The sequence below is a fragment of the Sebaldella termitidis ATCC 33386 genome (genome assembly GCF_000024405.1).
Lineage (GTDB): Bacteria > Fusobacteriota > Fusobacteriia > Fusobacteriales > Leptotrichiaceae > Sebaldella > Sebaldella termitidis.
In genome coordinates, this window is record NC_013517.1 from 4,158,463 (window position 1) to 4,183,494 (window position 25,032).

The following is a 25,032-nucleotide window of genomic DNA, read 5'->3' on the forward strand; positions in this document are numbered from 1 at the left end:
ACTTATACATCCTCTACATATTCTATTTTTTCTTCTAACTCTATTTCTTTATCTTTTACCTTCTCGTGTTCAAATTTCTCTCTGGCCAGTTTGGAGTTATCTGTATATCCGAATAATTCTGCAAGTAGTTTCGCTGTCATATTCGCTGCTTTTAAATCTGTATCCCGGATTAAATGTTCTTCGGGAACCTGATAGGAATTCTCATTTATCTTATTTTTCACTACATCTTTAAAGCTTCCTTCTTTAAGTTCCCCGTATATTTCAGTACCTTCTACTACCGTTCCGTCCTCAAGTTTTCCCTGGAAGGTTCTTACAGTAATCGGAGTAGTATCTTTATCAAATTTATCTACCATAAATGTTTTTACCTGTGGTATTTCTCCTGTTGCCTTTTTCAAATTAATAAACAGCTCTTCTATAAGGTCTTCTTTTGTGAAGTCTAATCCAGCTTTTTCTATTAGTATTTGCTTTATTCTTCTTATTATTTTTTGTATTTTCGGTTTCCTTAATATCCGGTTTCCTTCTCTTTCATTACTGTATCCTGCTGCTAAACTTGCCGCTTTTATATTGAACTTATACAGGAAGTAGTATGTAATGAACATCTTTTCTTTGCCTGTAAATATTGTATGCCTTTTCGTAGCCTCCACGTCTTCCAGTACTGGCTCTATTATTTCTTCAGCAAAACTTATTTTTTCCGTTTTTTCTATTTCCCCGACCATGCTGTCTTTTTCGGTCGGATTCTTTGGTCGGTTTTCTTCCTGGTCGGTCGGCAATTGGTCGGATTTTTCTTTTTTCGCCCATCTATAATCTTGTGACCACTTTATTATAGTTGCCTTACCTATCCCTTCTTTTTTAGCAAGTTTGTTAAGACTAATATCTGTATTCTCGTATATCTTCTGTATTTTTATTATGTCCTTTTTTTCATATTTAGCCATATCTCACACATTTCACCTCATTCCAAAAACAAAAAGCGACCATATAACTTAATCTGATTATTTCTAATCAAATCTTTTGTTATATGGTCGCTCCTGCGTACATCATATATTTATTCTTTTGTATTTTAATTTTTTATTTTAAAACCTTCCTGTTACATGGTCGCTCCTGCGTACATCATGTTCTATCTCTGCTGTTTTTTATTAACTCTTTCAGATTTACATCCAAAGTCAAATCCCCATTAGGCTTTATTTCTATAACAAATGTTCCGGTCTGTTTTTTATCTAAAAACTCTGATAATCTCTTTAACAAATAGTCTTTTTTCATGCTATACCTCTATTATATCGTTATTTTTAATTTTTTTCAACTATTTTATTTCTTCTCACATTTTTCTTTTACATAAGACTATTTCTTAAACATCCCTCTTTTAATCAACTCTTCCCTTACGCTCTTCTTCCTCAAAGTAATTATCTTTATATCCTCCATCATACTTTTTCTCTCTTTTCGTAATGTTTTTATTAAAGATAAATCATGTTCCCTCAATCTTTTTAACTCCTCATCTGTATAATTTGAAAATCCTTCGTTCTTCACCATCACCTTTCACTTCCTTTTTAATTAATCGTTGGTTCCTCTGTTGTTACTTTTATAAAATCGCCTTCTTTTTCAATTTCCGGTTTCACTCCTATATCCGACTCTATTATGTCACTCAAGCAATTTATGGTCATATTATCAAATTTTTCGTTTTGTTCCGGCGTCATATACTCTCTCATCATTTTCATTCTTCTTGAAAGACACTCTGTATAAAAGACTGTATCTTCATTACTTATTAATATCTCTGCTTCTATTTGAAAACGATCATCTCCATTTAAAACTTCTACCTCAAAACTTTCATGATCTGCTGTCACATAAAAGAACTCATTGAAGGCTATATCACGTAAAATTTCGCCGTCTAACAATATTCTTATCCCATATTCGACTCTATCTTCGTTTTCTGAAAACAATAACTCTATTGCCCCATTTTTTAAGATATTTCCTTTTAAATCTTTTATAGTACATTTCTTACCATTCAAATTTCCATGTAATTCCCATAAAACCATTTTTTCTAATTCAAACAATTTGTGCATTTCTTCATTTTCATGCCCAAAATCACCAAGTAATGTAATATGCTTATATTCAGGTATTTTGGCTTTACCACGTTCACTATCACATGCCACAACCCAAGATTTCCTTATACTTTTATCAGGACAGCCTAATATAGTTTTTACATCTTCTGCCATTTTCATTATTTGTGATTCTCCTTTTTTTGTGAATACACCTTCTGCCATTAGCTTATTTAGCATGTTTAATGTATGTTCCAATCTCTCATCTATTGTTAGTTTCTTCTTTTTTTTATCACTTATACTTAATATTTTTGACATCTTCTCATCTCCTTATTCTTCTCCAAATTCTTGTAATATTTTATTAAGTCCATTAATGGATTCCATTTTATTTTCTTTCACAAATTCTTCAAATACATTATTTATTTTTATCCAGCCTGTAAAGAATTTTAAATCTAACTGCTTATTTTTATATGCCTGAATATACCAACCTTTAAAATTCTTGCCTTCTACAATTAAATTTTCTTGCACTTTTCCTGTTTCATATTCCTTTATTTTTCTTATTGCTCTTTTCAATACCTTTAATGCTTCGTCTAATTCCATAAAATCACACTCCAAGTAGTTTTTCTATTTCTTCCAGATCTTCATCATTTAGTTTTCTCAGATTTTCTACCCATCTATATTTTTTTCGTATTTCTATCTTAGTCTCAGGATTAAAAAATCTTCTTGCCGTATATTGAAATCCAAAGAATGATGTTGTTCCCATTTCACCATATTCCCTATCTTTTAATAAAATTGCTGCCGTTGTATAGTTATGACCCATTTTATTGTACATTTCTTCTTTTTCTTTTTCATTCAACCTTTTCATAAATAAAATATTATCAGCAAGGTTAGGAATATTTGAACTCCCTGCTATATCATAAAATGATAAATCCTGGATCTTTTTATTTTCCGTCTTTTTAGGATGAGCTACCAAAAAAACATGAACATTGTATTCTATTGCAAAATCATGTAACTCTGTTAAGAAATTCTTTTGATTTTCATATTTATCATCATTTACTTCATCAAGACCTATTGTCATTAAGTTATCCAAAAAGAATAATCTTATCCCGTGTTTTTTATATCCGTATTTCATGATGGTAAATAATTCATTCTGCTTTGCTTCTGTCCCTTTATCATAAATGAAGATTTTATTCTTTGCCCAGTTATCTATCTGTCTTTCTATTCCGGGTTTCAAAACATATTTATTTCGTCTTTTATGTTTATCGTATTCTTCAGTCAGACTATCAGCTCCGGCGAAAACTGTATATAACCACCTCTTAGCCTTTGCTTTTGGAAACTCTCCGGAATAATAAAAAACTTTTTCATCCTGATTTACAAAATCACATATGATCTGATTTAAGATAGTTGACTTTCCTGCTCCGGGTTGTCCTGATACTATTGTCAATTCTCCAAATCTACAGCCTCCAAACTGTTTATCAAGGCTTTCCATTTCAAAAAATATCGCCTCTGTACTTCCGGTGTCCATTTTCTCATTTGTTATATCCTGTAATCCTTCTATTTCAAATTCCAGCGGATTATTCAGGATATTCAATAGCTCTACTTTTCCTAGATTTATGAGAATATCGTTTAAATCCTTCTCCCCTTTCATGTCCAAGTATCTGCATTTTGTTATATCCAGTCTTTTCAGCACTTCTTTTATAGCTTTTTCTCCTGCTGTATCATTATCAAAGGCAAGGATTATTTCTTTTTTGCTCTCTAAAAAATCCCAGTTATATTCTATCCACCCTAAATTATTTGTACCATTCGGAACTGATACTGCTTTATCTTTCATTCCCACTTCTGCACAGGCCAGCACATCCATTTCTCCTTCACAAATTATTACGCTTTCTCCCGTAACTCTGTGAATGTTGAATAAAGGATTTATATCCTCAGATTTTGTAAGTCTAAAATCTTTTTTATTTATATCCCTGTACTTTACTGCCAGAACTCTTTTTTTATTCCGGTATATGAAAGTCAACCAACCATCTGATCTTCTTACCCATACATCCATTTCCGCCGCTGTCTCCCATGATATTCCTCGGTTTTCAAGAAACTCTGCCTGTTTTTTGGATATGATTTTATTTTCTTTCAGTACCCCTATACTTGAATAGTTTTCACGATTTAATTCTATTTTTTCAGTGTTTCTTATTTCTGATTTCTCAACAGGTTTCTTTTTTACTTTCTGGTTTATCCCCAGATGTTTCATCAGAGTTTCGATAGTTCCTTTTTCTCCACAGCTTCCTGAAAAACAATTATACAACCCCGTTTCTATGTTCATATAAAATTTATTTTTATCTCTGCCACAAAACGGACAGATTCTTATTACTGCCTCTTTCCCTTTTATCCTGTATTCGCCTAAATGTTCTTTTATGAAGTCTTCTATATTCATAGTTTCCTTTCCTAAAATCAATTAATTATTTTTATTCCGTCCAAAAATGAGCCTGTCTTTTCATCTCCTGTTTTCCCTTGTTTTTCTTCATAAACTATTGAATTATGTCTGCTTGCAATTGCATGTTCCAAAGCTTTTATCCTTATTTCATCACTGCTATATTTATTGATAAGCTGGTTTACTACACTTCTGACTTCTTGAATATATATTTTTTCTCCTTTGGAACGCATTTCTAAAAAATCCAATATCCACAATACTAACTCTTCCAATATTTTCTTTTCCAGGAATATCCTCAGAATCTGATCACCTTCCACTTGATTTTTATTGATTTGCCTTATTCTGTTAACTACGGATATGTTGTAAATAACTTCATCAATATGTGATGCATCCTCATCTTCTGTACTAGAATTTTTATTTTCTAAATTTTGGAATTTTTCCTTATTGTTATTCTTATTATATTTATTATTATTAGAGTTATTCTTATTAGCGTCTAAGTTTTCTTGACTACTGCAGTCAAGTTTTGTAGACTCACGGCAGTCTAAGTTTTCTTCACTAGTAAAGTCTTCTTGACTAGTAAACTTTTCTTGACTATTGTCATTTTCTTTCGAATATATTTTTAAATAAAACGTAGAACTTGAACTGAAATTCTTTTTTTTATCTATTAAATCTAATTTTTCTAAATCCTGTAGATTATTTGATACAGCTTGTCTTGAACAGTTTAAATCTTCTGTCATTTCATCATAACTATATTTGATATATACATCTCCATTTTTATCTATCCATTTATTCCCAGCAGATAATTTCAATCTATCATACATAAGGATATATGTTTTAAATGCTCCCTGTGATATTTTTTTATCTATAAACAGATCCATTAACCATTTGGGAACCTGATAATAAATCATATTTGATAAGTCATTAGATTTTATATTTCTCAATTCAATCACTCCTATTTTTTATTTTCACTATATATTTTTATTAATTTTTATGTTATAATTCATTTAGTATCTAACATAAAGTATCCCTCCCTATATTTAGGGAGATTTTTTTCTTTATTCCACTTATTTTCATGCTATAATTTTTAAGATGTTTGCTGGCAAAACGAACATCTCCTTATGTCCCTCTGTTTTAGAGGGCTTTTATTTTACTTTCATTTATGTTATAATTTAAGAAATAATAACTAGCTTCTTATCCTACGCCAATAGAAGCAAGAAGCTAGTTTTAGGTAATTAGACCTCTGTTTCTTCGGGGGTCTTTTTTTCTATCATAAAATCTATTTTTTTTATTTTATCGATATTATATAAAAACTCACTTATTTTCAGCATTACTTCGAATTTCAGTTCTAAAATGAAAGCTTCTCTCTCTGTTTGTAAATCTTCATATTCTTTAAATACTGCACGTTTTTTTTCATTTAATTCAGGACGGAATTTTTCTTTTAATTCTATAAATTCTTTTAGGTTTGATTCATAAGTAGGGGCATTGTCTATAAAATCATTTACAATTTTTTCAGAATGATTTTTTAAAGCCGTTATCATTTCAGCCTTATTGTCTTCGTCAAGTCCATATATTTCTTTGAATATATTTATGTTTCCCATAAAAAAGCTTTGTAATTTATCTGTAACAAGTCCTTGCAGATTTAAATCAAAGATACTTATTTTAGTTATTTCTTTACTTTTTAAAATTTCTATTTTTTCTACTATTTTACGTCTTAACATTATAGCCTCTTCTGAATTTGCATATACTATTTCATAAGTTTCATCAAATAAACTTTCTAAAAATTCTCTATTCATATCTAGATCACAACCTTTTCTGAAATATCCTCAATCACATTTATTATTTTGATATTATCCCCGCTTTTCTCAAATAATATTTCAAAATCTCCTGTTTTTTCCGTAAAAACTTTATTTTTCATGTTTTAAACCTCCATATTTTATTAAAACTCTACACTAACCTTTATCCACTCTAGTGCAACACCTGTTAATTCTCCTTCAATCACTTCTAAATAAGCTGTACGTCCGTTAGTCAGTTTCACTTCAATATATTCAGCTTCTTCTTTAAATCCCATTATTTAAACCTCCGTAATTTCTTCTATTTTGTTTAAATATGCTCCCGTTTGAAGCATTGCCTCATAAAACAAAAGATTTTCTTCACTCTGTATATCAACTAATAATTCTAAATAAATTTCAAATACTGTATTTTCTTCACCTGAAAATTTTTCTTTCATTTCTTTTTCCAGCTTTTTTGATTCTGTAGAGGATTCGTTATATTTTAAATTTCCTCTGATACTTTCAGTTTCATCATCACAGTTTCCTGAGATTTTTTTCAAAGCATATTCTTTTATTTCTAAGCTTAGATTATTTACTCCTATAAAATCATTAATATGGTTCAAAAAGTAATCCTTTTTTGTTTCCTGCAACGCTGAAACCATTGATCCACTCAAACCTCTCAAAATGAAAAAATTCTCATCATTTCCGCTTAAAGTTTCTTCTAACTCGCTTAGTTTCTTTTCACTCTTTTCTATATTTTTATTTTGATCCAAAAGTATTTCATATGTTATGTTCAATAAACTCTCTATTTTTTTATTATCCATGAGTTTCCTCCTGTTTTTTATATTTCCTTTAAAATTTCTTCTAACACCGGAATTATATTCTCATAATATCTGAATGTTTCTACTTGTTTTGGTGAGTAAGGCGATTTATCCCATACAAATTTCCCAAATTCATCAGTTTTCAGGTCGTGAGTATTTGTTAAAGCCCCTACTTTATTTGCACTTATTCCGAGTTTCTCCCCAATCTCTGTCGCTGTAAATGTTCTTTTTTCTGAACTCGGCAATGGCAATATATCTGTTCCCGAAAGTTCATTCGCTGCATAAGTTAACATTACTTGTCTATATTCATTTGGTAACGCCGTATTATTTGCTATTTTCAAATATGCATTTGCCATTCTTGATCTGCTGTTCTTTAATTTTATTTCCTGATCCAGTATTTTATTTTTAGGAGCTTTAATTTCATATTTCCCTGTTTTCATAATTTGTGGAATCGCTTCATCAAATATCCAACTTTCAAATTCTTCTGCTCCTGGTATATGAGATTTTGTTATTAATCTAAAAACATTTCCTTCATCAATATATTTTTTCTTTTGCTTACTATCTCCAAAACCAGTATTTGCAATGACCTCACGAAACGTTACCCCATGTTCTTTACAATGATCCAGTATAGCTTTATGTGGATTTTTATAACCTAACATCTCAGCTACTTCTGTTGCCGGAAACCAAACCTTACCTTTTTCATCTACATAAATTTCTAATTGTCCAAATTTTTCATTTTTAACTATTAAATTATTCATATCTATTCCTCCTAGTTATAACTCTTCGATTTTTTCCGCTTTTGAAAGCTATTACTCTGCTTTCTGGTGCTTCTAAATACCGTCTCAATTCATCTTCCAAGGCTTTTATATATTTTTCCTGTAATTTTATTTCTTCTAACAATTTCTTCCGATTATTAAACCATCTAACCATATCAGCCCATCCTTCAATTATATGTATTTTTATCCACCACCACATAATTTTCCCCAACCTTATCTATTAATTCCAGTCCATTTTCTTCCAATATCTCTTTTCCATACATTTCGGCTTTTAACTTAATCAGATGCCATAATGCTTTATTTTTCACTTTTATTTTGTCAAATTCCTTATCATTATCCTTAAATGTTGGAAAATCTATTCCGTAAGTCATACAGTGAATAAATTCGACCATTACAATTGAAACTTCCAAGTAATCCCTTTCAATATATTTTTTTGACATTGAAACCGGTGGTTCTTCTCCTGCAAAAGTAACAAATATAGGTATTATTTTATTATATATATCTTTGGCATTTATCCCTTTTATTCTTTCGTATAAGATTTCAAAACACTCAGCTTCTGTTCTTTCTTCTGACATTTTACCTCCTAATTTTCAGTTATTTTTCTTGTTACCCTTGCATGACCTGATTCAATTTCGCTCTTCAATTCTTTATTATGAACTATCATTTTTCTGATAGTTTCTTTTTCCTCGTCTGATAAAAACCCGTTTACCAATACTTTTTCCAACATTTCTAAAGTTTCTTCGATTTCCTTTACTGTTTCTTTCTCAATTTTATTCATACTTTCCACATCCTTAATACAATACTTTGATATTATATTTCTCGCTGAATTCACTATCTGCTTTTAATTTCTGATCCTTTAAGATCCGTTTTCTCTTATTCTTTTTATATTCTCCAAATTTTGCCACTCCTGCAAAACCTATAAATACACTCCCTGCTATTATTGCAAACATTAAAAATCACCTCTCATTTTTAATCTATTTCTCCTATATATTCCTCAAATTGTTTCCGACTTATATGGTATGACCATCTGTCAGGATTAGTTTGTGTTAATACTGCATATCCGAAAGGAAGTGTCCCTCTTTGAAGTCCTTTCCGTACAAACATCACATCTTTTTCCATTATTTTTGCCGCTTCTTCAGGTTTCATATTTTTCGATTTTTTCAAATTTATTCACCTACCTTAATATTGTTAAATTCATATATAATTTATTTAAATTTTAATTTTTCATCTTTTATACTTATAATTTTTTATGGTTAGAAAGCTTTCTTATTTTACTTTTCCTTTTAATTTTGTCTTAAATATGTTATTCTATTTATAGTTATTCAGAACATTCACTAATTTTATTTTAAAAGGAGGAATTTCATGGCTAGATATATTGTTAATAAAAATCCGGATGATAACGGTACTTATGTAATTCATAAAAAACATGAATGTAACCATCTGCCTAGTCCTGAGAATCAAATTAAGCTTGGGGACTATTCTAGTCCAGCTAATGCTCTTTTTGATGCCAGAAGAACTTATGATGATAAAGTTTTTGATAGTTGTAAATATTGCTGTCCTGAATGTCATACGGAATAATACTATGAGAGCTTCGGCTCTCTTTTTAAATACTTAAATTTATGTTATAATCTTCTTATCCTATTTTCGAAAGGGGAATATTTTTTATGGATAAACATCTTGAAGAATTTCTCATTAATCTCAAAGATGATAAAACTAAAGAAAAAATTAGACAGTATATGGAGTCAAACCCCGAGGAACGTCTGCTCATAGAATCGGAGTTGGGATTTTATGATTCCCCAATACATACTTTTCCAGAAACTTCTAAATTCGAATTGCCTATTGCAAACGACGAATCTTTAAAGAATATTTATGAAGATCATCAAAGACATTTGAAATCATATGATGATATTAATGAGCAACTTCAAATTTCAAAAGAAAGCCGCGAAATTCTAAAAGAACAACTAGCTAAAATGGAAAAACAAATTTTTGAACTCACAGACACTAATGCAAAATTAAAAGTACAAATTTTTGAAGTTCGAAAGTCTTCCAATGAAGCTAAAAAGGAATCAAATTTTTCAAAAATTCTAGCTATTCTATCTATAATAATTTCAATATTAATAGCAGTAATACCAAGGATACTGAATACACGATAAAATTTACTTTTAGTTTCTTAATGGAGATTTCTAACCTATGCACAGATTTCTCCATATTTTTTAATTTCAAATTACTATTATCGTTAATTTCTAATTGTAAGGAATTAGCTTTGATCAGCGCTAATATATTTGAGACTACAAGTTTATCCCTTTCTTCTTTCTCTCTTACGTTTTCCAACTTAGAACCATCATCCTTTCTTTAATGAAGTTTTTTATATTAATCCCTTCACTTTTTGTAGATTATAAATCAACTCAATCTTTAAAAAAAATTGATTCTTTTTCTTTTAAATTCTCGATTCCTAATAATTTGCATAATTTCTTTATTTCTTCACTCTTGAATTGGCTTTCATTCTCAATTTTTAGTTTCAAGCCATAATATGATAAACCTAAAATAGATGCTAAACCTTTTAATTTATATCCTTTTTTATCAATTTTTTCTTTTAGCGCTTCGGTATCCGTCATTTAATCACCTCCCATAAGTTGATTTTTTATCTACAAATCATTTATAACACTTCGTAGATTAATTGTCAACTTATTTTTTGTAAAACATTGAAAAAAGTTGATTTTTTATCATCTATATAGTATAATACATTAGATTTAAAATGAGGAGGCTTTATAAATGAGTATAGGTAAAAGAATCAAAAAACGCAGAGAAGAACTGGGTTATACTCAAGAACAACTAGCAGAAAAAATGGGCTACAAAAGTAAGTCCACTATAAATAAAATAGAAGCTGGGATAAACGATATAACTCAATCCAAAATAACAGCTTTTGCCAAAATATTAAAAACAACGCCTTCTTATCTTATGGGATGGGAAGATGAGGAATCTGAAATATATAAAGTTGATACTTCTATACTCACAGATGAAGAATTAGCTGAATTTAACAAAGTAACAGGAGTTAATAAACAGTTATTTTTTGAAGATATAGATGAAGAACATGATATGGCTTTATTTAAGCAAGCTGTTATTGATATTTTGATCAAACAAAGAAAAAAGAAATAGTTTTTTAAGGAGTATTTCTATATGAAAGAGGATATTTTTAGAAGAATAGCAAATAATTTAATTGTTACTTATGGTACAAATGACCCTTTTAAGCTAGCTAAGTATCTAAACATACAAGTACTGTATTTAGATTTTAAATCTTGGTTAGGTATGTTTTCCAATATTAACGGAGTTAGAACTATTTTCATTAATAATAATTTATCTAAAGTGTCGCAAATTGTAGTATGCGACCATGAACTTGGGCACTCTTTTCAGCCTTTTAAAGAAAGTGTATTTATGAAGGAAAAATTTTTATTTGAAAACAATAGAATAGAAGCAGAAGCCAATATTTTCGCAGCAACTCTTATATTTAGTCGTGATATTGACGAAGCTGAATTGACTGAAACTGATAAAATGTTGCTACGAAACTTAGAAAAATATAAACTGTACTAAAAAAGTCTCCTTATTAAAAAAAGAGACTTTTTTCTATTATTTAATCTCGAAATTACCTTATATATTTCTAAACACCTTCCAATATACTCTCTACCTCATCTATCGCTTTCTTTTGATTATTTTTTATTGCTCCTCTTAAACCCCATGAAGATTTATAGTTTTTACTTTTTCCAATGATAAAATTCCATGTTATATCCTTATCTATCATCATTTTTCTGATTTCTTTATATTTATTCATTCTTCTCACCTCAGATTTTTAATATAACATTTTTTTCTGTGGGAATGCAAGGAAGTTTTAAAATTTTTGGAAATTTAAACTTAAGATAGCCCTTATGGTTTTTCTAACGAAAAAATCAAGTTAAACACTAATAATATTGAAAAAACAAAGTGTATTAAGAAAAAAAATATTATATTTTCTAGTATTAAATTATATTTGTAAAACCCTATTGTTATTAATGTTAATAAAACAAAAGATACCAACAGTGAGTAATTAATATTATAATAAACATCTTTCGCATATGTTTTTTCTGGTCTTTGCTGAACTGAAAGGATTGCGTTAAACAAAAAACCTGAAAATATCGAAACAATTGTACCTATATTTCCAAGGCTTTCGCTTATTTCATTATTTTTTAAAACAATACCACCACAGAAGAAATTCAACAGCACAATTATAAGAGGTAACAAATAAAAAAGAAAGATTTCCGTGATATTATACTTTTCTTCAATAGTTTCAACCTCATGGGTTTCTTCTCGCCTATTAACTTTGACCTTCTTTTTCATAGTTTGAAACTGTTTAATTATTATGTCATGTAGCTGTATTCTCGAAAACTTTATATAAGATACTATAATTATTATCACGGTTATCAATATCAAAGTTATTTTCATTTTAATCACCTATTATTTCAGAAAAAATCTTCTCAAAAACTCCATAGATTTTCTCAAAATCTCTATTTGCCCTTTCAACTCTCTCTGTTATATTAGCTCTTGCTTGTACTGTCGCTAAACATTCTTCTTTACTCCAAGATAATTTTTGCCGTTTTCCCTGTTGAATTTCAATTTCATAATCTATTTTTTTTACATTTTCAAAATCTAGCTCATTAAAAACTTCAAAGATACTTTTAAAAGGAGATTTGAAACCACTTATAACAGTTTTGTATTTTAAATCTTTCTTTTTAAGTTTTTGTTCTATTTTTGATTTTGTAGAAAAATTAGCATTTGCATCATAATATAATTCTACATCAGATACATTTCTATTAGAAAACTTTTCTACAACATTGTCAAAATTATAAATTTTTATATTATAAGAAAAATTATTTTCCGAAGATTGATTTAGTTTTCTAACAAAACTATCTAATTTAGGCTTATATACACTATTAATTATAGCAGTTTTCAAACCTGATTGTAAAATTAAAAAAATACTTTTTCCAAATTTAAAATGTGCATGCTCTTTTAATAAAAAATAATATACATCTTGGTCATAATCACCTGGACTTAAATTTATTTCTCTTTCATTTTTTATAGCAATCTTTTCATTTTCTAATATATTCCCATAAAACATTTGACCAAATAAAGCCCTGCCGTCGTCGTATTCTTGCAAATTTTCATATCTGTACTTTACTGTTCCCATTACCTCATGCTGCTCTTTGCCTTTGATTGTCCATTCTTGCAAAAACATTTTTTGGATATTTTGATATAAAGTCAGACTACCTGTTATATTAGAAATTTCATAATCTGAATTTATAAGTTTTCCATTTTTTAAAAATTCTATTCTGTAAAAAACTACATTAAACCCCATAGTATTCCTTCCTTGAAACCCAATTTTATTTATCTTTCACAAGCTATCCCGTCATTGTCTCTATCTAAATTTTTAGAGTATCCTGGCTCTCCTCTTTTCATATTACTGTATCCTGCTGCTCTTGCAGCCTTACAACTTCTGAAACTAACTTTAGACTTCGTTGTCTTAGTTCCAGTCTGTTTTTTAGTCTTCGTCGACTTTGCCCCAAATGATAAACTCCCTATCAAAAATATTGCTAGTGATAATAATAAAATTCTTTTCATTTTCCCTCCTGCTTATTTTCTATGACCCGATCCCAACCCTCCAGATTTTAAATTAAAATTCAATATTACTAAGATCTCTTGTATTAAATTGCTTAACTACTCTACCTATGTATTTAACTTTAGAATCTATTTCAAATTTACCGTACACATCTTTATTAAAAGCTTCTAAATATCCTTTGCCATCTATAAATAAAACTTTACGTAAATAAAACTTATTATCTAACTTATATAAAATTATTTTCCTATTCAAATCTCCCCAAACAGTCAATTCTTCTTTTTTTATGAGTATTTTGTCTCCTTCGAAGAAAAACGGCTGCATTAAATTTCCTGAAATATTGACGGAAATATTATTTTTAAATTCTTTTACTTCATTGGTATCAACTACTTGAGACACCTCTATGTAATCATTAAAATTTAACAAACCATCTCTACTTGAATCGAAATTATATATCTTTAATATAATTTCTTTTCTATTATTTATTATAATTCCTTCATTTTCAGATAATATATTTTTATTATCTAATCCTGCTAAACTGAAGGCTTCTTTTTTATCGATATCTAATATGTCGCATAGGGCATTCAAAATTTCAATTCTTATATTTTTTATCTTTCCATTTTCAAATCTAGTCAATGAAGATTCGGCGTATTCTATACCTTCTATTTTAAGTAATTCCGATACTTTCTCACGTGCTAAATTTTTACTTCTCCTTTTCTTTGAGATCAGTTCTCTCAATTGCTCCATATTTTCCATTTTTATTCCTCCATATTCTCATATTATAAAGCATTTTCTGCATAAAAGCTAAACTTTTATAAAAATAATCTTTCATAAATGCAGAATTCGTGTTATACTTATTTTGACTTATGTACTAGAAGACAAAATAATTTGTTCACAACATTCGATTGCATAAACGCAGAAAAAATAATAAGATATATGACTTCATCATCAAACCATTTCTACCGATACATTTGAAATGTAACACTAAAAAAAGCCTCTTTCCCTGCTATGAAAGAGACTTAAAACGTGATATAATCACCAATAGATACTGGAATTATATCACACTTTTAACTAATTTAAAAGGAGTGATTTTTTTATGAGAAATCCTAACGGATACGGATCCGTTTTTAAATTATCCGGAAATCGTAGAAAACCTTTTGCTGTCAGAATCACAAAAGGATGGACTGATGAAGGAAAACGGATTTATAAATATTTAAGTTATCATATTACAAGAAAGGAGGCTATGCAAGCACTAGCTTCATATAATGCTAATCCATACAATGTAGATGAAAGTAACATTACTTTTGGCGAATTATATGAAAAATGGAGCACTAGACATTATAAGAACCTCAGTAAAAATACTATAAAAGGTTATGAGACATGTTCAAAATATTGTAAACCAATTTTTGATATGAAAATAAAAGATATCAAAATTGTTCATTTACAGAATCTTATTGATGGACTTAATAAAAATCATGGGACATTAAAGATGATGAAGAATATTTTGAAACAAATATTTGGATATGCTATGGAATTAGATATTATTCAAAAGGACTATAGTAGATTTCTAAAAATAGGTAAACATGTTACTATTAAGCAAAAATCCATATTCAATGACAAAGAAATTGCCGTTTTATGGAAAAATTTAGATAAATATCAGTACATAGACACTATTTTAATTATGATTTATACTGGTATGAGAGTTGGAGAGATGCTTAATTTAAGGAAAGAAGATATTAATTTGATTGAACAAACCATTATTGTTAGAACTAGCAAAACAGAAGCAGGAACAAACAGAATTATTCCTATACATCCTAGAATAAAAGAATTAATCCAAAATAGGTACAAGAATTCTAATTCTGATCACCTCATAACTGGCCTACAAAATAGAAATTCTATATCCTATGTTTATTATGATATAAGATTATTCAATCCTATTATGGATGAACTTAATATAAAACATACTCCCCATGATTGTAGACATACCTTTGCAACAAGATTAAATGACGCCGGAGGAAATGCCACTGCAATAAAAAAAATGATAGGACACGAATCTTTTGCTCTGACTGAGAAAGTATATACTCATAAAAAAGTATCTGAATTGAGAAAAGCCATCGAACTTGTAAATTGACAAGCGGTTAAAACCGCTACTTTTTATAACATAATTTTGTATATCGTTTGTATACCACATACTATTTTTTATACAATTTCAATAAATTTTATAGCACTTCAAAGTACTATAAACATTGATTTTATTGATTTAGAAAATTCAAAAAATATTTTCAAACAAAATATTATCTTTCATCCCCGAGAAAATCTATATTAAACAGAAATTTTAGCATGTAAATACAAATTATTTTTCATATTCCTTTTATAGGATATTTATTTTTAAAAATTCAGACCGTATAATCGGTCTGATTTGTCATAGAATTTATTTATAAATATACCAAGCACATTTATTCCAGCTTTAAAATATTTATTGCCTTCAATAATAATCCCAAAAAAATTTTTACTAAAAAACAGACGGAAAATCCGTCTGTTTCACTATATAATTAGTTTATAAATTTAACATTTGCTTTAGAGAAATCTACTCTGTCGAAGAATAATTCAACTCTTCTGTTTTGGTATCTTCCTTCTACAGTGTTGTTAGTTGCCATTGGTTGAGTTAACCCTTTACCTGTAATAGTTCCAAATTTAACAGTATTTTTCAATCCGTATTCTCTAAGTAATCTAGCTACGTTTTGAGCTCTTTCTACTGATAACTTTTGGTTATAAGCTGCTGATCCTGTAGAATCTGTATGTCCTACTACATTGATAGTTCCACCGTCAACTACTGCTGCATTTAAGATATTAGCAATAGTTCTAAGATCTCTTTGTTCAGCTTCGTTAGGTACTTTTCCATCAACTTTAAATCCGTTGATTATACACATTTTTTGAGCTGCTCTACAGTTAAGATCTATAACTGTTGTATTTACCGGAACTTGTTTTTCAACATATTTGATTACTTCTACTGGCTTTTCAACAACTACTTGCTGAACTACCACTTTAGGTGATCTGTCATTTACAGTATTTCCGATTCTATAACCGATTCTAGCACCGATCATTTCAGTATAGTCGTTATCTCTTGTCCCTGCATAGTCATAAGGAGTTTGTGTTCTTTCATAAAGAGCTTCAATTGCGAAAGGTCCTATTTCAGTTCCCACTCCTCCTGCTAAATATAATCCATCTTTAAATCTGATTCCTGCATCTTTGTAGTCTCCTGCAGCGTCATTTAATGAATATCCTACTCTACCTATTAAGTATAATCTGTCTTTTCCAGAATCAGATGTGAATAAGTTTACTTTCCCTGTTGCGTAAATAGGTACTTGAGTCATGATTTGGTGTTTGTCACCATCCTCAATTTTTCCTTTTGATTGACCGAATTTATATTCAGCACCAAGACCCCATTCAAATTCACCTTGATTATCAAATAAATATTCTAGACCTGCTGTCCAACCACCTTTTAAATCATAGCTTCCATAATCACTTATGTAATTTCTTTTGAAATCATATCCACCTTTGATTTGTAATTCTGCAGCTGTTGCTGATATAGATGCTACTACAGCTAATAAAGCTACTAATTTTTTCATTAGCTTCTACCTCCTTATTTTTATCAATATATATCTAGTTAACATTGATATTATAATCTAAAAAATGATAAATTGCAAGTTTTTTTAACTTTTTTTATTATATAAATATAGTTCTGTCTACTAATTTTTGAAGTTTTTGAAGCAACTCAAGCCTGTTATTTTTAATCTCGTTTTTTTCTGCAATTACCATTACATTATCAAAAAAATCATTGATTATATGTGCATTTTCGAGAAGTATATTTACTATTTCGTAAAATCTCTCTTCATTCACTGTTTTTTCCAGCCTTTTTATATAATCAAAAAGCTTTGTTTCCTCTGCTTTTTCAAACAAATCTTCTTGTACAGGATTTCCCTGCGCTTTATTTTCCCTTAGTATATTTCTTACTCTTTTCAGAAGATTTACAAGTATTTCAAATTTGTCTGTCTTTGAAAGCTCTTCCAGTATTTTTACCCTGTCCTTTAGAGTTCCTATTTTTGTTTCCAGATTTATTACATAAGTTATCAAATCTTTATCCAGTTCTTCTGATAAAATATAAAGCAGTCTCTGTTTAAAAAATTCTTTTATCTGTGCGGCAACTTCCTCTTTTTTACCTTTAATTTCCTTATTTTCACTAAATATTTCCAGTGTAGTGTCTATCAGTCTGTCATAATCTATATCCAGATTCTGGAAAAGGCATACTGAAACTATTCCCTGTGCTGCTCTTCTAAGTGCATAAGGATCTTTTGAACTCGTAGGAATCAGTCCTACAGCAAAACATCCTGTAATTGTATCTATTTTATCTGCTATCCCCGCTACTGCGCCTTCTATGGTTTTCGGCAGAATATCCCCAAAATATCTCGGAAGATAATGTTCGAATATTCCTTTTGCTACCGATTCCTTCTCACCTTCATGTCTGGCGTATACTTCTCCCATGAATCCCTGCAGCTTTGTAAACTCTTTCTCTCCTATTACGTTACTTACAAGATCCGCTTTGGCAAGGTACACTGTACGCTTAATATCTTCTTTTTTATCGTCCAGTTTTAATTCACTTATTATATAATCTGCTATTTTTTCAGATCTCTGTATTTTTTCATAAATAGTTCCCATATCTTTCTGGAAAACCACATTTTTTAATTTTTCCACATTTTGATCCAATTTTACTTTGAGATCTTCATCGTAGAAAAACTTGGCATCTGCCAGTCTCGGCTCGATTACCTTTTCATTACCTTTTTTTACAGCTTCTGAATAAACAGGAGCATTTCTTATAAGAACAAATTTATTTGCCAGCTTCCCGTCTTTATCCTTTACCGGGAAATATCTCTGATGTGTCTCCATTGTAATGGTAATAATGTCTTCCGGAAGTTCAAGATAATTTTTATTGAATTCTCCTTTTATTGCATAAGGATACTCGACAAGATTCAATACTTCCTCCAGAAGATAATCATTAATAATTACTTGATCCCCGTCATTTTCACAATTCTCTCTGATACTTTCCAGTATTTTTTCTTTTCTTTTATTATGATCTGCTATTACATAATTTTTTTCAAGAATACTTTCATATTCAGTAATATTGTTTATTACTACATCCTGAGAAGCAAAATTTCTCATACCTCTTGTTTTACCAGAGGCTTTTATACCCTCAAAGGTAAAGTCAAGCACCTTGTTATCCAGAAGCGCCAAAATCCATTTTATCGGTCTTGCGAATCTGAACTGCTTATCGGACCATTTCATTGACTTATCAAATGTCAGTCCTTTTAATGCTTTATTTAATAAGTCAGGCAAAATTTCCGCAGTATCTTTGCCTGCATAAAATTTTTCCACTGAAATATATTTTCCTTTTTCATTTTCTATTATTTTAATATCTGCCTCGTCAGCATTCTGCCCTTTCAAAAAACCCTCTCCGGCTTTTGTAAGCTTTCCGTCTTTATAAGCAGCTTCCACTGAAGGCCCTGTACTCTTTTTATGAAGCTCTTCCTGCTTTTCAGCCATTCCTTCTATTAGCAAGGCCAGTCTTCTGGGAGTGCTGAAAGACTTTACCGAACCAAAGCTTATTCTTTCCTCCTTAAGACTTTCAGTCATAAGTTTCTTAAGCTCTGCTTCAGAACTGTCCACATATCTCGCAGGTAATTCTTCTACACCTATTTCAAAAAGAAAATCCAAGTTCTCTGCTCCTTTCTTTTCTCTAAATTAATAATCATTACTGGCAAAACTCCTATGCTCTTTCCTGAAAAATTTTACTTTTTCAGCAGCGGGAAACCAAGTTTTTTTCTTACTTCTACAAACTGCTCCGCACATATCTTTGCCAGATCTCTTACCCTTAATATATACGACATTCTTTCAGTAGTACTTATAGATCCTCTTGCATCTAAATTATTAAATACATGTGAACATTTCAATACATAATCATATCCCGGCAGAACCAGATTATGATCAAGACAGTTTTTAGCCTCTTTTTCATACATATCAAATAATTTGAAATTCATATCCGAATCTGATACTTCAAAACTGTACTTTGACATCTCATACTCATACTGATATCTTCTTTCACCGTATCTTACACCTTCGGTCCATTCCAGATCATATACATTATCCTTATTCTGAAGATATAAAGCCAGTCTTTCAAGCCCGTATGTCAGTTCAACAGGGGTGATATCCAGTTCTATTCCGCCTACCTGCTGAAAATAAGTAAACTGAGTTACTTCCATACCGTCGAGCCATACTTCCCATCCAAGTCCCCATGCTCCGAGAGTAGGGCTTTCCCAGTTATCCTCTACGAATCTTATATCATGCTCTTTAGGATCTATCCCAAGAGCAGAAAGGCTCTCCAGATACAGCTCCTGAATATTTTCAGGGGACGGCTTCATTATTACCTGAAACTGATGATGCTGATACAGTCTGTTTGGATTTTCACCGTAACGTCCGTCTTTTGGTCTTCTTGACGGTTCCACATAAGCTATGTTCCATGGTTCAGGTCCCAGTGACATGAGAAAAGTGTCAGGATTAAATGTACCTGCACCTGTCTCCACATCATAGGGATTTCCAATTACACAGCCTTTATCTCCCCAAAATTTCTGTAATGTAAGTATTATATTTTGAAAAGTCATTTATTCCCTCCTGCTTTTCATTTTTTTTACCAGATAGTCCAAAATAATTATTCCTACTCCTACATTAATAAATACATCTGCAAAGTTAAAGACAAAATGCCATATCCCTCTGAAATCCAGCATATCTATTACATAACCCCTCATAATCCTGTCTGTCATATTTCCTATTGCTCCTGAGGTTATAAATGCTATTCCTATTTTAGTCCATTTAGTATAATTTTTTATATTTTTTCTTTCGGAATATATCAGGTACGCTATAACTACAATGCTAAGTATGGTAAACACACTTATTTTCCCCTGAAATATACCAAAGATTCCACCATGATTTTCTACATATGTAAGATGGAAAAAATCCCCTATAACAGGGATGGAAAAAGCTTCCACCCCGCCTGCTGCCGATCTCATGTATATTTTCGTAATCTGATCTATCGCAGTCAAGATTACTATTATTATTATATAAAGCAAAAAATCACTTCCTAACTGTGCAGAACTTTTGCACATCTCGGACAAACATCCGGATATTCAGGATCAGTTCCCAGTTCATCGTACTTCCAGCATCTTTCACATTTTTCACCGTCAGCTTTTGTTACCTTTACTTTTATTCCGCTGATTTCAGTATCAGCCATTCCGTCAGTTTCCCCGAAATGTATCTGTGATACTATAAAGTAATCCTGCAGATCATTTATATTTATATCTTTTATAAATTCAAAATCCTTATTATCTATAAATAATTCTACTTTAGCATCCAAAGATAATCCTACTGTTTTTTCCTGTCTTACTTTTTCTACTTCCCTGTAAACTTCTTTTCTTAAATCCATTATTTTGCTCCATTTTTCATCCAAAGCATTATCAAGATATTCCGGCTTTGCAGCGACCCATTGTGCCAAATGAACAGATTCTTCTTCCCTCAAAGTTTCAGGCATTTTTTCCCAGATTTCCTCTGCAGTAAATGACAGAACCGGAGCTATAGCTCTTACCAGGAATTCTAATATTTCCACCATTACAGTCTGCGCGCTTCTTCTCAGCTTAGAGTCGGTTTTTTCCACATACAGTCTGTCCTTTATTATGTCAAGATAGAATGCTGACATTTCTATTCCGCAGAAATACTGGATTTCATTAAACAAATTATAGAATTCATATTTTTCATAATATTCTTCTACTTTATTTTTTAATCTCTCAAGCTTGTTCAAGGCCCATTTATCCACCTCATACATATCTTCAAAGCTTACCTTATCATTTTTATAATCAAAATCACTTATATTACCAAGAATGAATCTTGCAGTATTTCTTATTCTTCTGTATGAATCGGAAACCTGTTTCAGTATATTATCCGAAATTCTTACATCTTCCCTGTAATCCACAGATGCTACCCATAATCTCAGTATATCCGCACCGTACTGATTTATGATTTCGCTTGGGAACATTTGATTTCCAAGGGATTTTGACATTTTTCTTCCCTGTGCGTCATTGGCAAAACCGTGTGTAAGTATACTCTTATAAGGTGCATCCCCTGTACTTGCCACAGATGTCAGAAGTGATGACTGGAACCATCCTCTGTGCTGGTCGCTTCCTTCAAGATAGAGATCTGCCGGTCTCTGAAGATTTTTTCTTGTAGATAAAACTGCTCTGTGTGAAGTTCCTGAATCAATCCAAACGTCCATGATACTTCTTTCTTTTCTCAGCTTTGCACCTTTCAGATTATGTTTTTCAAGAAGCTCATCACCTATAAGCTCTTCTGCTGACATCTTGAACCATACATCTGTCCCGTCTTTTTCCACTAATTCCACTATTCTGTCCATGATATCATTTTGGAAAATTATTTCTCCGTCTTTATCATCATTATAGAAAATCGGAATAGGTACTCCCCAGATTCTCTGTCTTGATATTGTCCAGTCCGGTCTTCCTTCTATCATTGAAGTAATTCTGTTTCTTCCTATTGCAGGAATAAAGTTTACATCTTTTAGTACAGTCAGTGCTTTTTCTCTCAGATCTCCCTCTTCCACTCTTATGAACCACTGCTCTGTAGCTCTGTAGATAACCGGCTTTTTACTTCTCCAGTCATGAGGATATGAGTGCTTCAGCTCTTTTTCCATTAATAAATGCCCTGAAGCCTTGATATCTTCAGAAATGAATTTATTTGCTTTTTTATAGAACATTCCTTCATATTTTCCTCCCGCTTTCGTAAAATGACCTTTGTCATCAATAGGAGAAAGTATTCCGATATTATATTTCTGACCCACAAGATAGTCATCAACCCCGTGTCCCGGTGCAGTATGAACTGCTCCTGTTCCTGCTTCAAGGGTTACATGGTCACCAAGCATCACAAGTCCTGTTCTGTCTATGAAAGGATGCTTATAATGTGTATTATCAAGCTCGGCACCTTTTACTTCCTTTATAAGCTCGTAATTTTCTATTTCCATTTCTTTGAAAGCTGTCTCTGCCAGCTCTTTTGCCAGTAAAAGATTTCCTTTTTCAGTCTTATATACTCCGTAGTCAAATTCAGCATGCAGACTTATTCCCAGATTGGCAGGAAGAGTCCATGGAGTTGTTGTCCATATTACAATTGCTGCTTCATCAAGCCCCAGTTTATCTTTAAGATCCTGTTCCCCGTCCATTTTTACATAAATAGAAGGCGATACCACATCCTGATATTCTATTTCCGCTTCAGCCAGTGCTGTTTCAGTGGAAGGCGACCAGTAAACAGGTTTCAGTCCTTTATAAATATATCCGTTATTGTATATTTCCTTAAATACTCTCAGCTCCTCGGCTTCATATTCAGGTATCAGAGTAATGTAAGGATTTTCCCATTCACCCATAATACCCAGTCTTATAAATTCCGCTTTCTGTTTTTCCACCCATTTTAAAGCGTATTTACGGCATTCTTTTCTGATCTCTATCGGAGACATAGTTTTTACTTTATCTCCAAGAGCCTCGGTTACTTTCAGCTCAATAGGAAGACCATGTGTATCCCATCCCGGTACATACGGTGCATCATAGCCTCTGAGTCTTTTATATCTCATTATGATATCTTTTAAGATTTTATTTTCAGCATGCCCTACGTGTAAATCCCCGTTTGCATAAGGAGGCCCGTCGTGTAATATAAACTTCTTGCCGAATCTTCCCAGTGTTTTTTCATAGATTTTCTTTTTTTGCCAGTCTCTTAAAAGTAAAGGCTCTTTATTAGGCAGGCTGGCCTTCATTTTGAAACTTGTTTTCAAAAGATTCAGGGTAGCTGCGTAATCTTTCTTTTCTTCCATTTTTTTCCTCCAAACATTTATTTTTAGCTTTTTATAATTAAACTTATAATATATACATATACTGCCAATACCGCAAGTAAGGACAGCGAGTATTTTACTGCTTTTTTCAAAACTATATTTTCTTTTCCTTTTAATCCCACTGTTGCCGCAACAATAGAAAGACTCTGAAGTGATATCATTGTCCCGAGTGTTGCTCCTACTGTATTAGAGGCCACCAGCCAGTACTTATTTATGCCGAGATTATCAGCTGCTACGCTCTGCAAAGATCCGAAAAGCAGATTTGCCGAGGTATTGCTTCCTGTCATAAATGTACCTATCGCCCCTATAAACGGCGCTATCAAAGGATAGAATCTTCCTGTAATCATCGTAAATCCGTCTGCTACACTTATTATAATGCCGCTGTGCTTCATAAAGGAAGCCAGAGAAACTATTCCCATTATGGTAAGAAGGGTTCTTATATTATTTTTTATTACCCAGACAAATGTTCTGCCTATAATCTTTACCCTTGTTCCCTGAAGAAGTCCTCCTGCAAGAGTGGCAAGAAGTATAGGAATCACCGGAGAGAGAAATATCCTAAAATATGTAATTTCCCCGTTTCCTACTTTATAATTATCTCCTGCTGAAAAATTTACACTGATTGTTGTATATTTATCCAAAAATTCATAAAGTACTTTGTTTGCCGGATTTACCATAAGTATGAATATTACCATAAAAATATAAGGCAAAAAGGCTTTCAAAGCAGTTTTGAATCTTATTTTTTCTTTATTTTCCTCATTTTTATATAAGAGCTTTGACATAATTATTACAGCAGCCATAATCAGAACCCCGCCTATTATAGCAGGCATTTCCGGTCCGATAAATACAGCCGTAAGTATTGCCGGTATATAAGCAACAGTACATGCAATAAGGACACAGATTATTTTTTTATCAAAGGCATCTCTTATTCTTTTGGAATCCCTTCTTCCAGCAAGTATTACAAGTATTACAGGTATTATTACTATAAAGGGAAGGAGCTGTACTGCCACATTTACGCCCATTATCCTGTAATCCAGCTTTACCTGGTTAGCAAGCATAATAACCGGAATTCCTACAGAGCCGAATGAATTGGATCCGCCTATGGATATAAGGCATATAAGTGCCGAATAAAGAGGACCAAAGCCTAAAACCAGAAGTATCCCCGCAGGGATTGCTACTGATGTCCCGTATCCCGCCACACCTTCCATAAAGCTGCCAAAGCCCCATGCAATAAGCAGAACCTGCATTCTTCTGTCTCCTGATATTCCCTCAAGAGTTTTCTTTATTATATTTATCTGTCCTGTCTCAAGTGACAGACTGTAACAGAACAATGCTGCTATGACTATGCAGCCTATAGGCCACAATGCCACTAAAAATCCTTCTATTACTGACAAAACAGTTCCCACTGGAGACATCTGCCAGCCCGGATTTATAAAATTCAGTATTATTGCTGCCAAAAGGCTCATAAATGAAGATATAAGTGTACTTTTCTTAAATATTACTATCAATGAAAAAAATAATATTATCGGGAGTAATCCTAATATAAAATCTATCAATTTAAATACTCCTATCTTTAATTAAATAC

The 25,032-nt window shown here is 31.3% G+C and carries 33 protein-coding genes; 5 read left to right on the forward strand and 28 right to left on the reverse strand.

Annotated elements, in window-relative coordinates; translation table 11 throughout:
- Positions 1–2: 2 nt before the first annotated feature.
- The 16 genes from STERM_RS19405 to STERM_RS19465 all read right to left on the reverse strand — a co-directional run bounded on the left by STERM_RS19405 (position 3) and on the right by STERM_RS19465 (position 8,985).
- Positions 3–932, reverse strand: a complete 930-nt coding sequence (locus STERM_RS19405) for a terminase small subunit (RefSeq protein WP_012863314.1) — start codon at positions 930–932, stop codon at positions 3–5.
- A gap of 175 nt (positions 933–1,107) precedes the next feature.
- The gene (locus STERM_RS22335) at positions 1,108–1,257 is read right to left on the reverse strand and encodes a hypothetical protein (RefSeq protein WP_012863315.1); all 150 of its coding nucleotides are present in this window, start codon (positions 1,255–1,257) and stop codon (positions 1,108–1,110) included.
- Between the two features lie 78 nt (positions 1,258–1,335).
- Positions 1,336–1,524 (reverse strand): hypothetical protein, encoded by a 189-nt coding sequence (locus tag STERM_RS19410; RefSeq protein WP_012863316.1) that lies wholly within the window; start codon positions 1,522–1,524, stop codon positions 1,336–1,338.
- Between the two features lie 17 nt (positions 1,525–1,541).
- A complete protein-coding gene (locus STERM_RS19415; protein ID WP_012863317.1) occupies positions 1,542–2,348 on the reverse strand; it encodes a hypothetical protein in 807 nt (268 codons plus the stop codon).
- 12 nt (positions 2,349–2,360) lie between these two features.
- The gene (locus STERM_RS19420; protein WP_012863318.1) at positions 2,361–2,630 is read right to left on the reverse strand and encodes a hypothetical protein; all 270 of its coding nucleotides are present in this window, start codon (positions 2,628–2,630) and stop codon (positions 2,361–2,363) included.
- Positions 2,631–2,634: 4 nt separating this feature from the next.
- On the reverse strand, positions 2,635–4,479 hold the full coding sequence (locus STERM_RS19425) for a toprim domain-containing protein (protein WP_169305423.1): 1,845 nt from the start codon (positions 4,477–4,479) through the stop codon (positions 2,635–2,637).
- Positions 4,476–5,396, reverse strand: a complete 921-nt coding sequence (locus STERM_RS19430; RefSeq protein WP_012863320.1) for a replication initiator protein A — start codon at positions 5,394–5,396, stop codon at positions 4,476–4,478. The genes STERM_RS19425 and STERM_RS19430 overlap by 4 nt, the downstream gene beginning before the upstream one ends.
- Before the next feature lie 291 nt (positions 5,397–5,687).
- Complete coding sequence (locus STERM_RS19435) at positions 5,688–6,248, reverse strand: hypothetical protein (RefSeq protein ID WP_012863321.1); 561 nt, start codon at positions 6,246–6,248, stop codon at positions 5,688–5,690.
- Between the two features lie 143 nt (positions 6,249–6,391).
- On the reverse strand, positions 6,392–6,523 hold the full coding sequence (locus STERM_RS22750) for a hypothetical protein (RefSeq protein WP_012863323.1): 132 nt from the start codon (positions 6,521–6,523) through the stop codon (positions 6,392–6,394).
- A 3-nt stretch (positions 6,524–6,526) separates the two neighbouring features.
- Positions 6,527–7,048, reverse strand: a complete 522-nt coding sequence (locus tag STERM_RS19440; protein WP_012863324.1) for a hypothetical protein — start codon at positions 7,046–7,048, stop codon at positions 6,527–6,529.
- 17 nt (positions 7,049–7,065) lie between these two features.
- A complete protein-coding gene (locus STERM_RS19445) occupies positions 7,066–7,803 on the reverse strand; it encodes a BRO-N domain-containing protein (protein ID WP_012863325.1) in 738 nt (245 codons plus the stop codon).
- The gene (locus STERM_RS19450) at positions 7,796–8,020 is read right to left on the reverse strand and encodes a hypothetical protein (RefSeq protein ID WP_012863326.1); all 225 of its coding nucleotides are present in this window, start codon (positions 8,018–8,020) and stop codon (positions 7,796–7,798) included. The genes STERM_RS19445 and STERM_RS19450 overlap by 8 nt, the downstream gene beginning before the upstream one ends.
- A complete protein-coding gene (locus tag STERM_RS19455) occupies positions 7,989–8,396 on the reverse strand; it encodes a hypothetical protein (RefSeq protein WP_012863327.1) in 408 nt (135 codons plus the stop codon). Before STERM_RS19455 ends, STERM_RS19450 begins: the two co-directional genes overlap by 32 nt.
- A gap of 8 nt (positions 8,397–8,404) precedes the next feature.
- Positions 8,405–8,599 (reverse strand): hypothetical protein, encoded by a 195-nt coding sequence (locus STERM_RS19460; RefSeq protein ID WP_012863328.1) that lies wholly within the window; start codon positions 8,597–8,599, stop codon positions 8,405–8,407.
- Positions 8,600–8,612: 13 nt separating this feature from the next.
- Positions 8,613–8,771 (reverse strand): hypothetical protein, encoded by a 159-nt coding sequence (locus tag STERM_RS22340; protein WP_012863329.1) that lies wholly within the window; start codon positions 8,769–8,771, stop codon positions 8,613–8,615.
- A gap of 19 nt (positions 8,772–8,790) precedes the next feature.
- Complete coding sequence (locus tag STERM_RS19465) at positions 8,791–8,985, reverse strand: hypothetical protein (protein ID WP_012863330.1); 195 nt, start codon at positions 8,983–8,985, stop codon at positions 8,791–8,793.
- 198 nt (positions 8,986–9,183) lie between these two features.
- Between STERM_RS19465 and STERM_RS19470 the strand changes: the two genes are divergently transcribed.
- Both STERM_RS19470 and STERM_RS19475 read left to right on the forward strand, forming a co-directional pair.
- On the forward strand, positions 9,184–9,399 hold the full coding sequence (locus STERM_RS19470) for a hypothetical protein (RefSeq protein ID WP_012863331.1): 216 nt from the start codon (positions 9,184–9,186) through the stop codon (positions 9,397–9,399).
- An 86-nt stretch (positions 9,400–9,485) separates the two neighbouring features.
- Complete coding sequence (locus STERM_RS19475; protein WP_012863332.1) at positions 9,486–9,974, forward strand: hypothetical protein; 489 nt, start codon at positions 9,486–9,488, stop codon at positions 9,972–9,974.
- A 252-nt stretch (positions 9,975–10,226) separates the two neighbouring features.
- On the opposite strand, the gene STERM_RS19480 is transcribed toward STERM_RS19475, so the two are convergent.
- Positions 10,227–10,436 (reverse strand): hypothetical protein, encoded by a 210-nt coding sequence (locus STERM_RS19480; RefSeq protein WP_012863333.1) that lies wholly within the window; start codon positions 10,434–10,436, stop codon positions 10,227–10,229.
- A gap of 157 nt (positions 10,437–10,593) precedes the next feature.
- On the opposite strand from STERM_RS19480, the gene STERM_RS19485 reads away from it, so the two are divergent.
- Together STERM_RS19485 and STERM_RS19490 are read left to right on the forward strand one after the other, a co-directional pair.
- Positions 10,594–10,977 (forward strand): helix-turn-helix domain-containing protein, encoded by a 384-nt coding sequence (locus STERM_RS19485; RefSeq protein WP_012863334.1) that lies wholly within the window; start codon positions 10,594–10,596, stop codon positions 10,975–10,977.
- Positions 10,978–10,998: 21 nt separating this feature from the next.
- On the forward strand, positions 10,999–11,409 hold the full coding sequence (locus STERM_RS19490; RefSeq protein WP_012863335.1) for an ImmA/IrrE family metallo-endopeptidase: 411 nt from the start codon (positions 10,999–11,001) through the stop codon (positions 11,407–11,409).
- A gap of 67 nt (positions 11,410–11,476) precedes the next feature.
- On the opposite strand, the gene STERM_RS22345 is transcribed toward STERM_RS19490, so the two are convergent.
- The 5 genes from STERM_RS22345 to STERM_RS19510 form a co-directional block, all read right to left on the reverse strand.
- Positions 11,477–11,647, reverse strand: a complete 171-nt coding sequence (locus STERM_RS22345) for a hypothetical protein (protein ID WP_012863336.1) — start codon at positions 11,645–11,647, stop codon at positions 11,477–11,479.
- Between the two features lie 92 nt (positions 11,648–11,739).
- On the reverse strand, positions 11,740–12,294 hold the full coding sequence (locus tag STERM_RS19495) for a hypothetical protein (RefSeq protein WP_012863337.1): 555 nt from the start codon (positions 12,292–12,294) through the stop codon (positions 11,740–11,742).
- A 1-nt stretch (position 12,295) separates the two neighbouring features.
- The gene (locus STERM_RS19500) at positions 12,296–13,204 is read right to left on the reverse strand and encodes a hypothetical protein (protein ID WP_012863338.1); all 909 of its coding nucleotides are present in this window, start codon (positions 13,202–13,204) and stop codon (positions 12,296–12,298) included.
- A 29-nt stretch (positions 13,205–13,233) separates the two neighbouring features.
- Positions 13,234–13,467, reverse strand: a complete 234-nt coding sequence (locus STERM_RS19505; RefSeq protein ID WP_012863339.1) for an excalibur calcium-binding domain-containing protein — start codon at positions 13,465–13,467, stop codon at positions 13,234–13,236.
- A 52-nt stretch (positions 13,468–13,519) separates the two neighbouring features.
- The gene (locus STERM_RS19510) at positions 13,520–14,218 is read right to left on the reverse strand and encodes a S24 family peptidase (protein WP_012863340.1); all 699 of its coding nucleotides are present in this window, start codon (positions 14,216–14,218) and stop codon (positions 13,520–13,522) included.
- 340 nt (positions 14,219–14,558) lie between these two features.
- Between STERM_RS19510 and STERM_RS19515 the strand changes: the two genes are divergently transcribed.
- Positions 14,559–15,593 carry a tyrosine-type recombinase/integrase gene (locus STERM_RS19515; RefSeq protein WP_012863341.1) on the forward strand — a complete coding sequence of 345 codons (1,035 nt, stop codon included), beginning with the start codon at positions 14,559–14,561 and terminating at the stop codon, positions 15,591–15,593.
- A gap of 421 nt (positions 15,594–16,014) precedes the next feature.
- On the opposite strand, the gene STERM_RS19520 is transcribed toward STERM_RS19515, so the two are convergent.
- The 6 genes from STERM_RS19520 to STERM_RS19545 all read right to left on the reverse strand — a co-directional run bounded on the left by STERM_RS19520 (position 16,015) and on the right by STERM_RS19545 (position 25,003).
- The gene (locus STERM_RS19520; protein WP_012863342.1) at positions 16,015–17,091 is read right to left on the reverse strand and encodes an OmpA family protein; all 1,077 of its coding nucleotides are present in this window, start codon (positions 17,089–17,091) and stop codon (positions 16,015–16,017) included.
- A 97-nt stretch (positions 17,092–17,188) separates the two neighbouring features.
- Positions 17,189–19,231 (reverse strand): glycine--tRNA ligase subunit beta, encoded by a 2,043-nt coding sequence (gene glyS / locus STERM_RS19525; protein WP_012863343.1) that lies wholly within the window; start codon positions 19,229–19,231, stop codon positions 17,189–17,191.
- Positions 19,232–19,305: 74 nt separating this feature from the next.
- Positions 19,306–20,175, reverse strand: coding sequence for a glycine--tRNA ligase subunit alpha (gene glyQ, locus STERM_RS19530; RefSeq protein WP_012863344.1), 870 nt, complete (start codon positions 20,173–20,175; stop codon positions 19,306–19,308).
- Complete coding sequence (lspA, locus tag STERM_RS19535; protein ID WP_012863345.1) at positions 20,176–20,676, reverse strand: signal peptidase II; 501 nt, start codon at positions 20,674–20,676, stop codon at positions 20,176–20,178.
- The gene (ileS, locus tag STERM_RS19540) at positions 20,652–23,432 is read right to left on the reverse strand and encodes an isoleucine--tRNA ligase (RefSeq protein WP_012863346.1); all 2,781 of its coding nucleotides are present in this window, start codon (positions 23,430–23,432) and stop codon (positions 20,652–20,654) included. Before ileS ends, lspA begins: the two co-directional genes overlap by 25 nt.
- Before the next feature lie 23 nt (positions 23,433–23,455).
- Positions 23,456–25,003: an L-lactate permease gene (locus tag STERM_RS19545; protein WP_012863347.1), complete on the reverse strand. Its 1,548-nt coding sequence runs from the start codon at positions 25,001–25,003 to the stop codon at positions 23,456–23,458.
- Positions 25,004–25,032 lie beyond the last annotated feature (29 nt).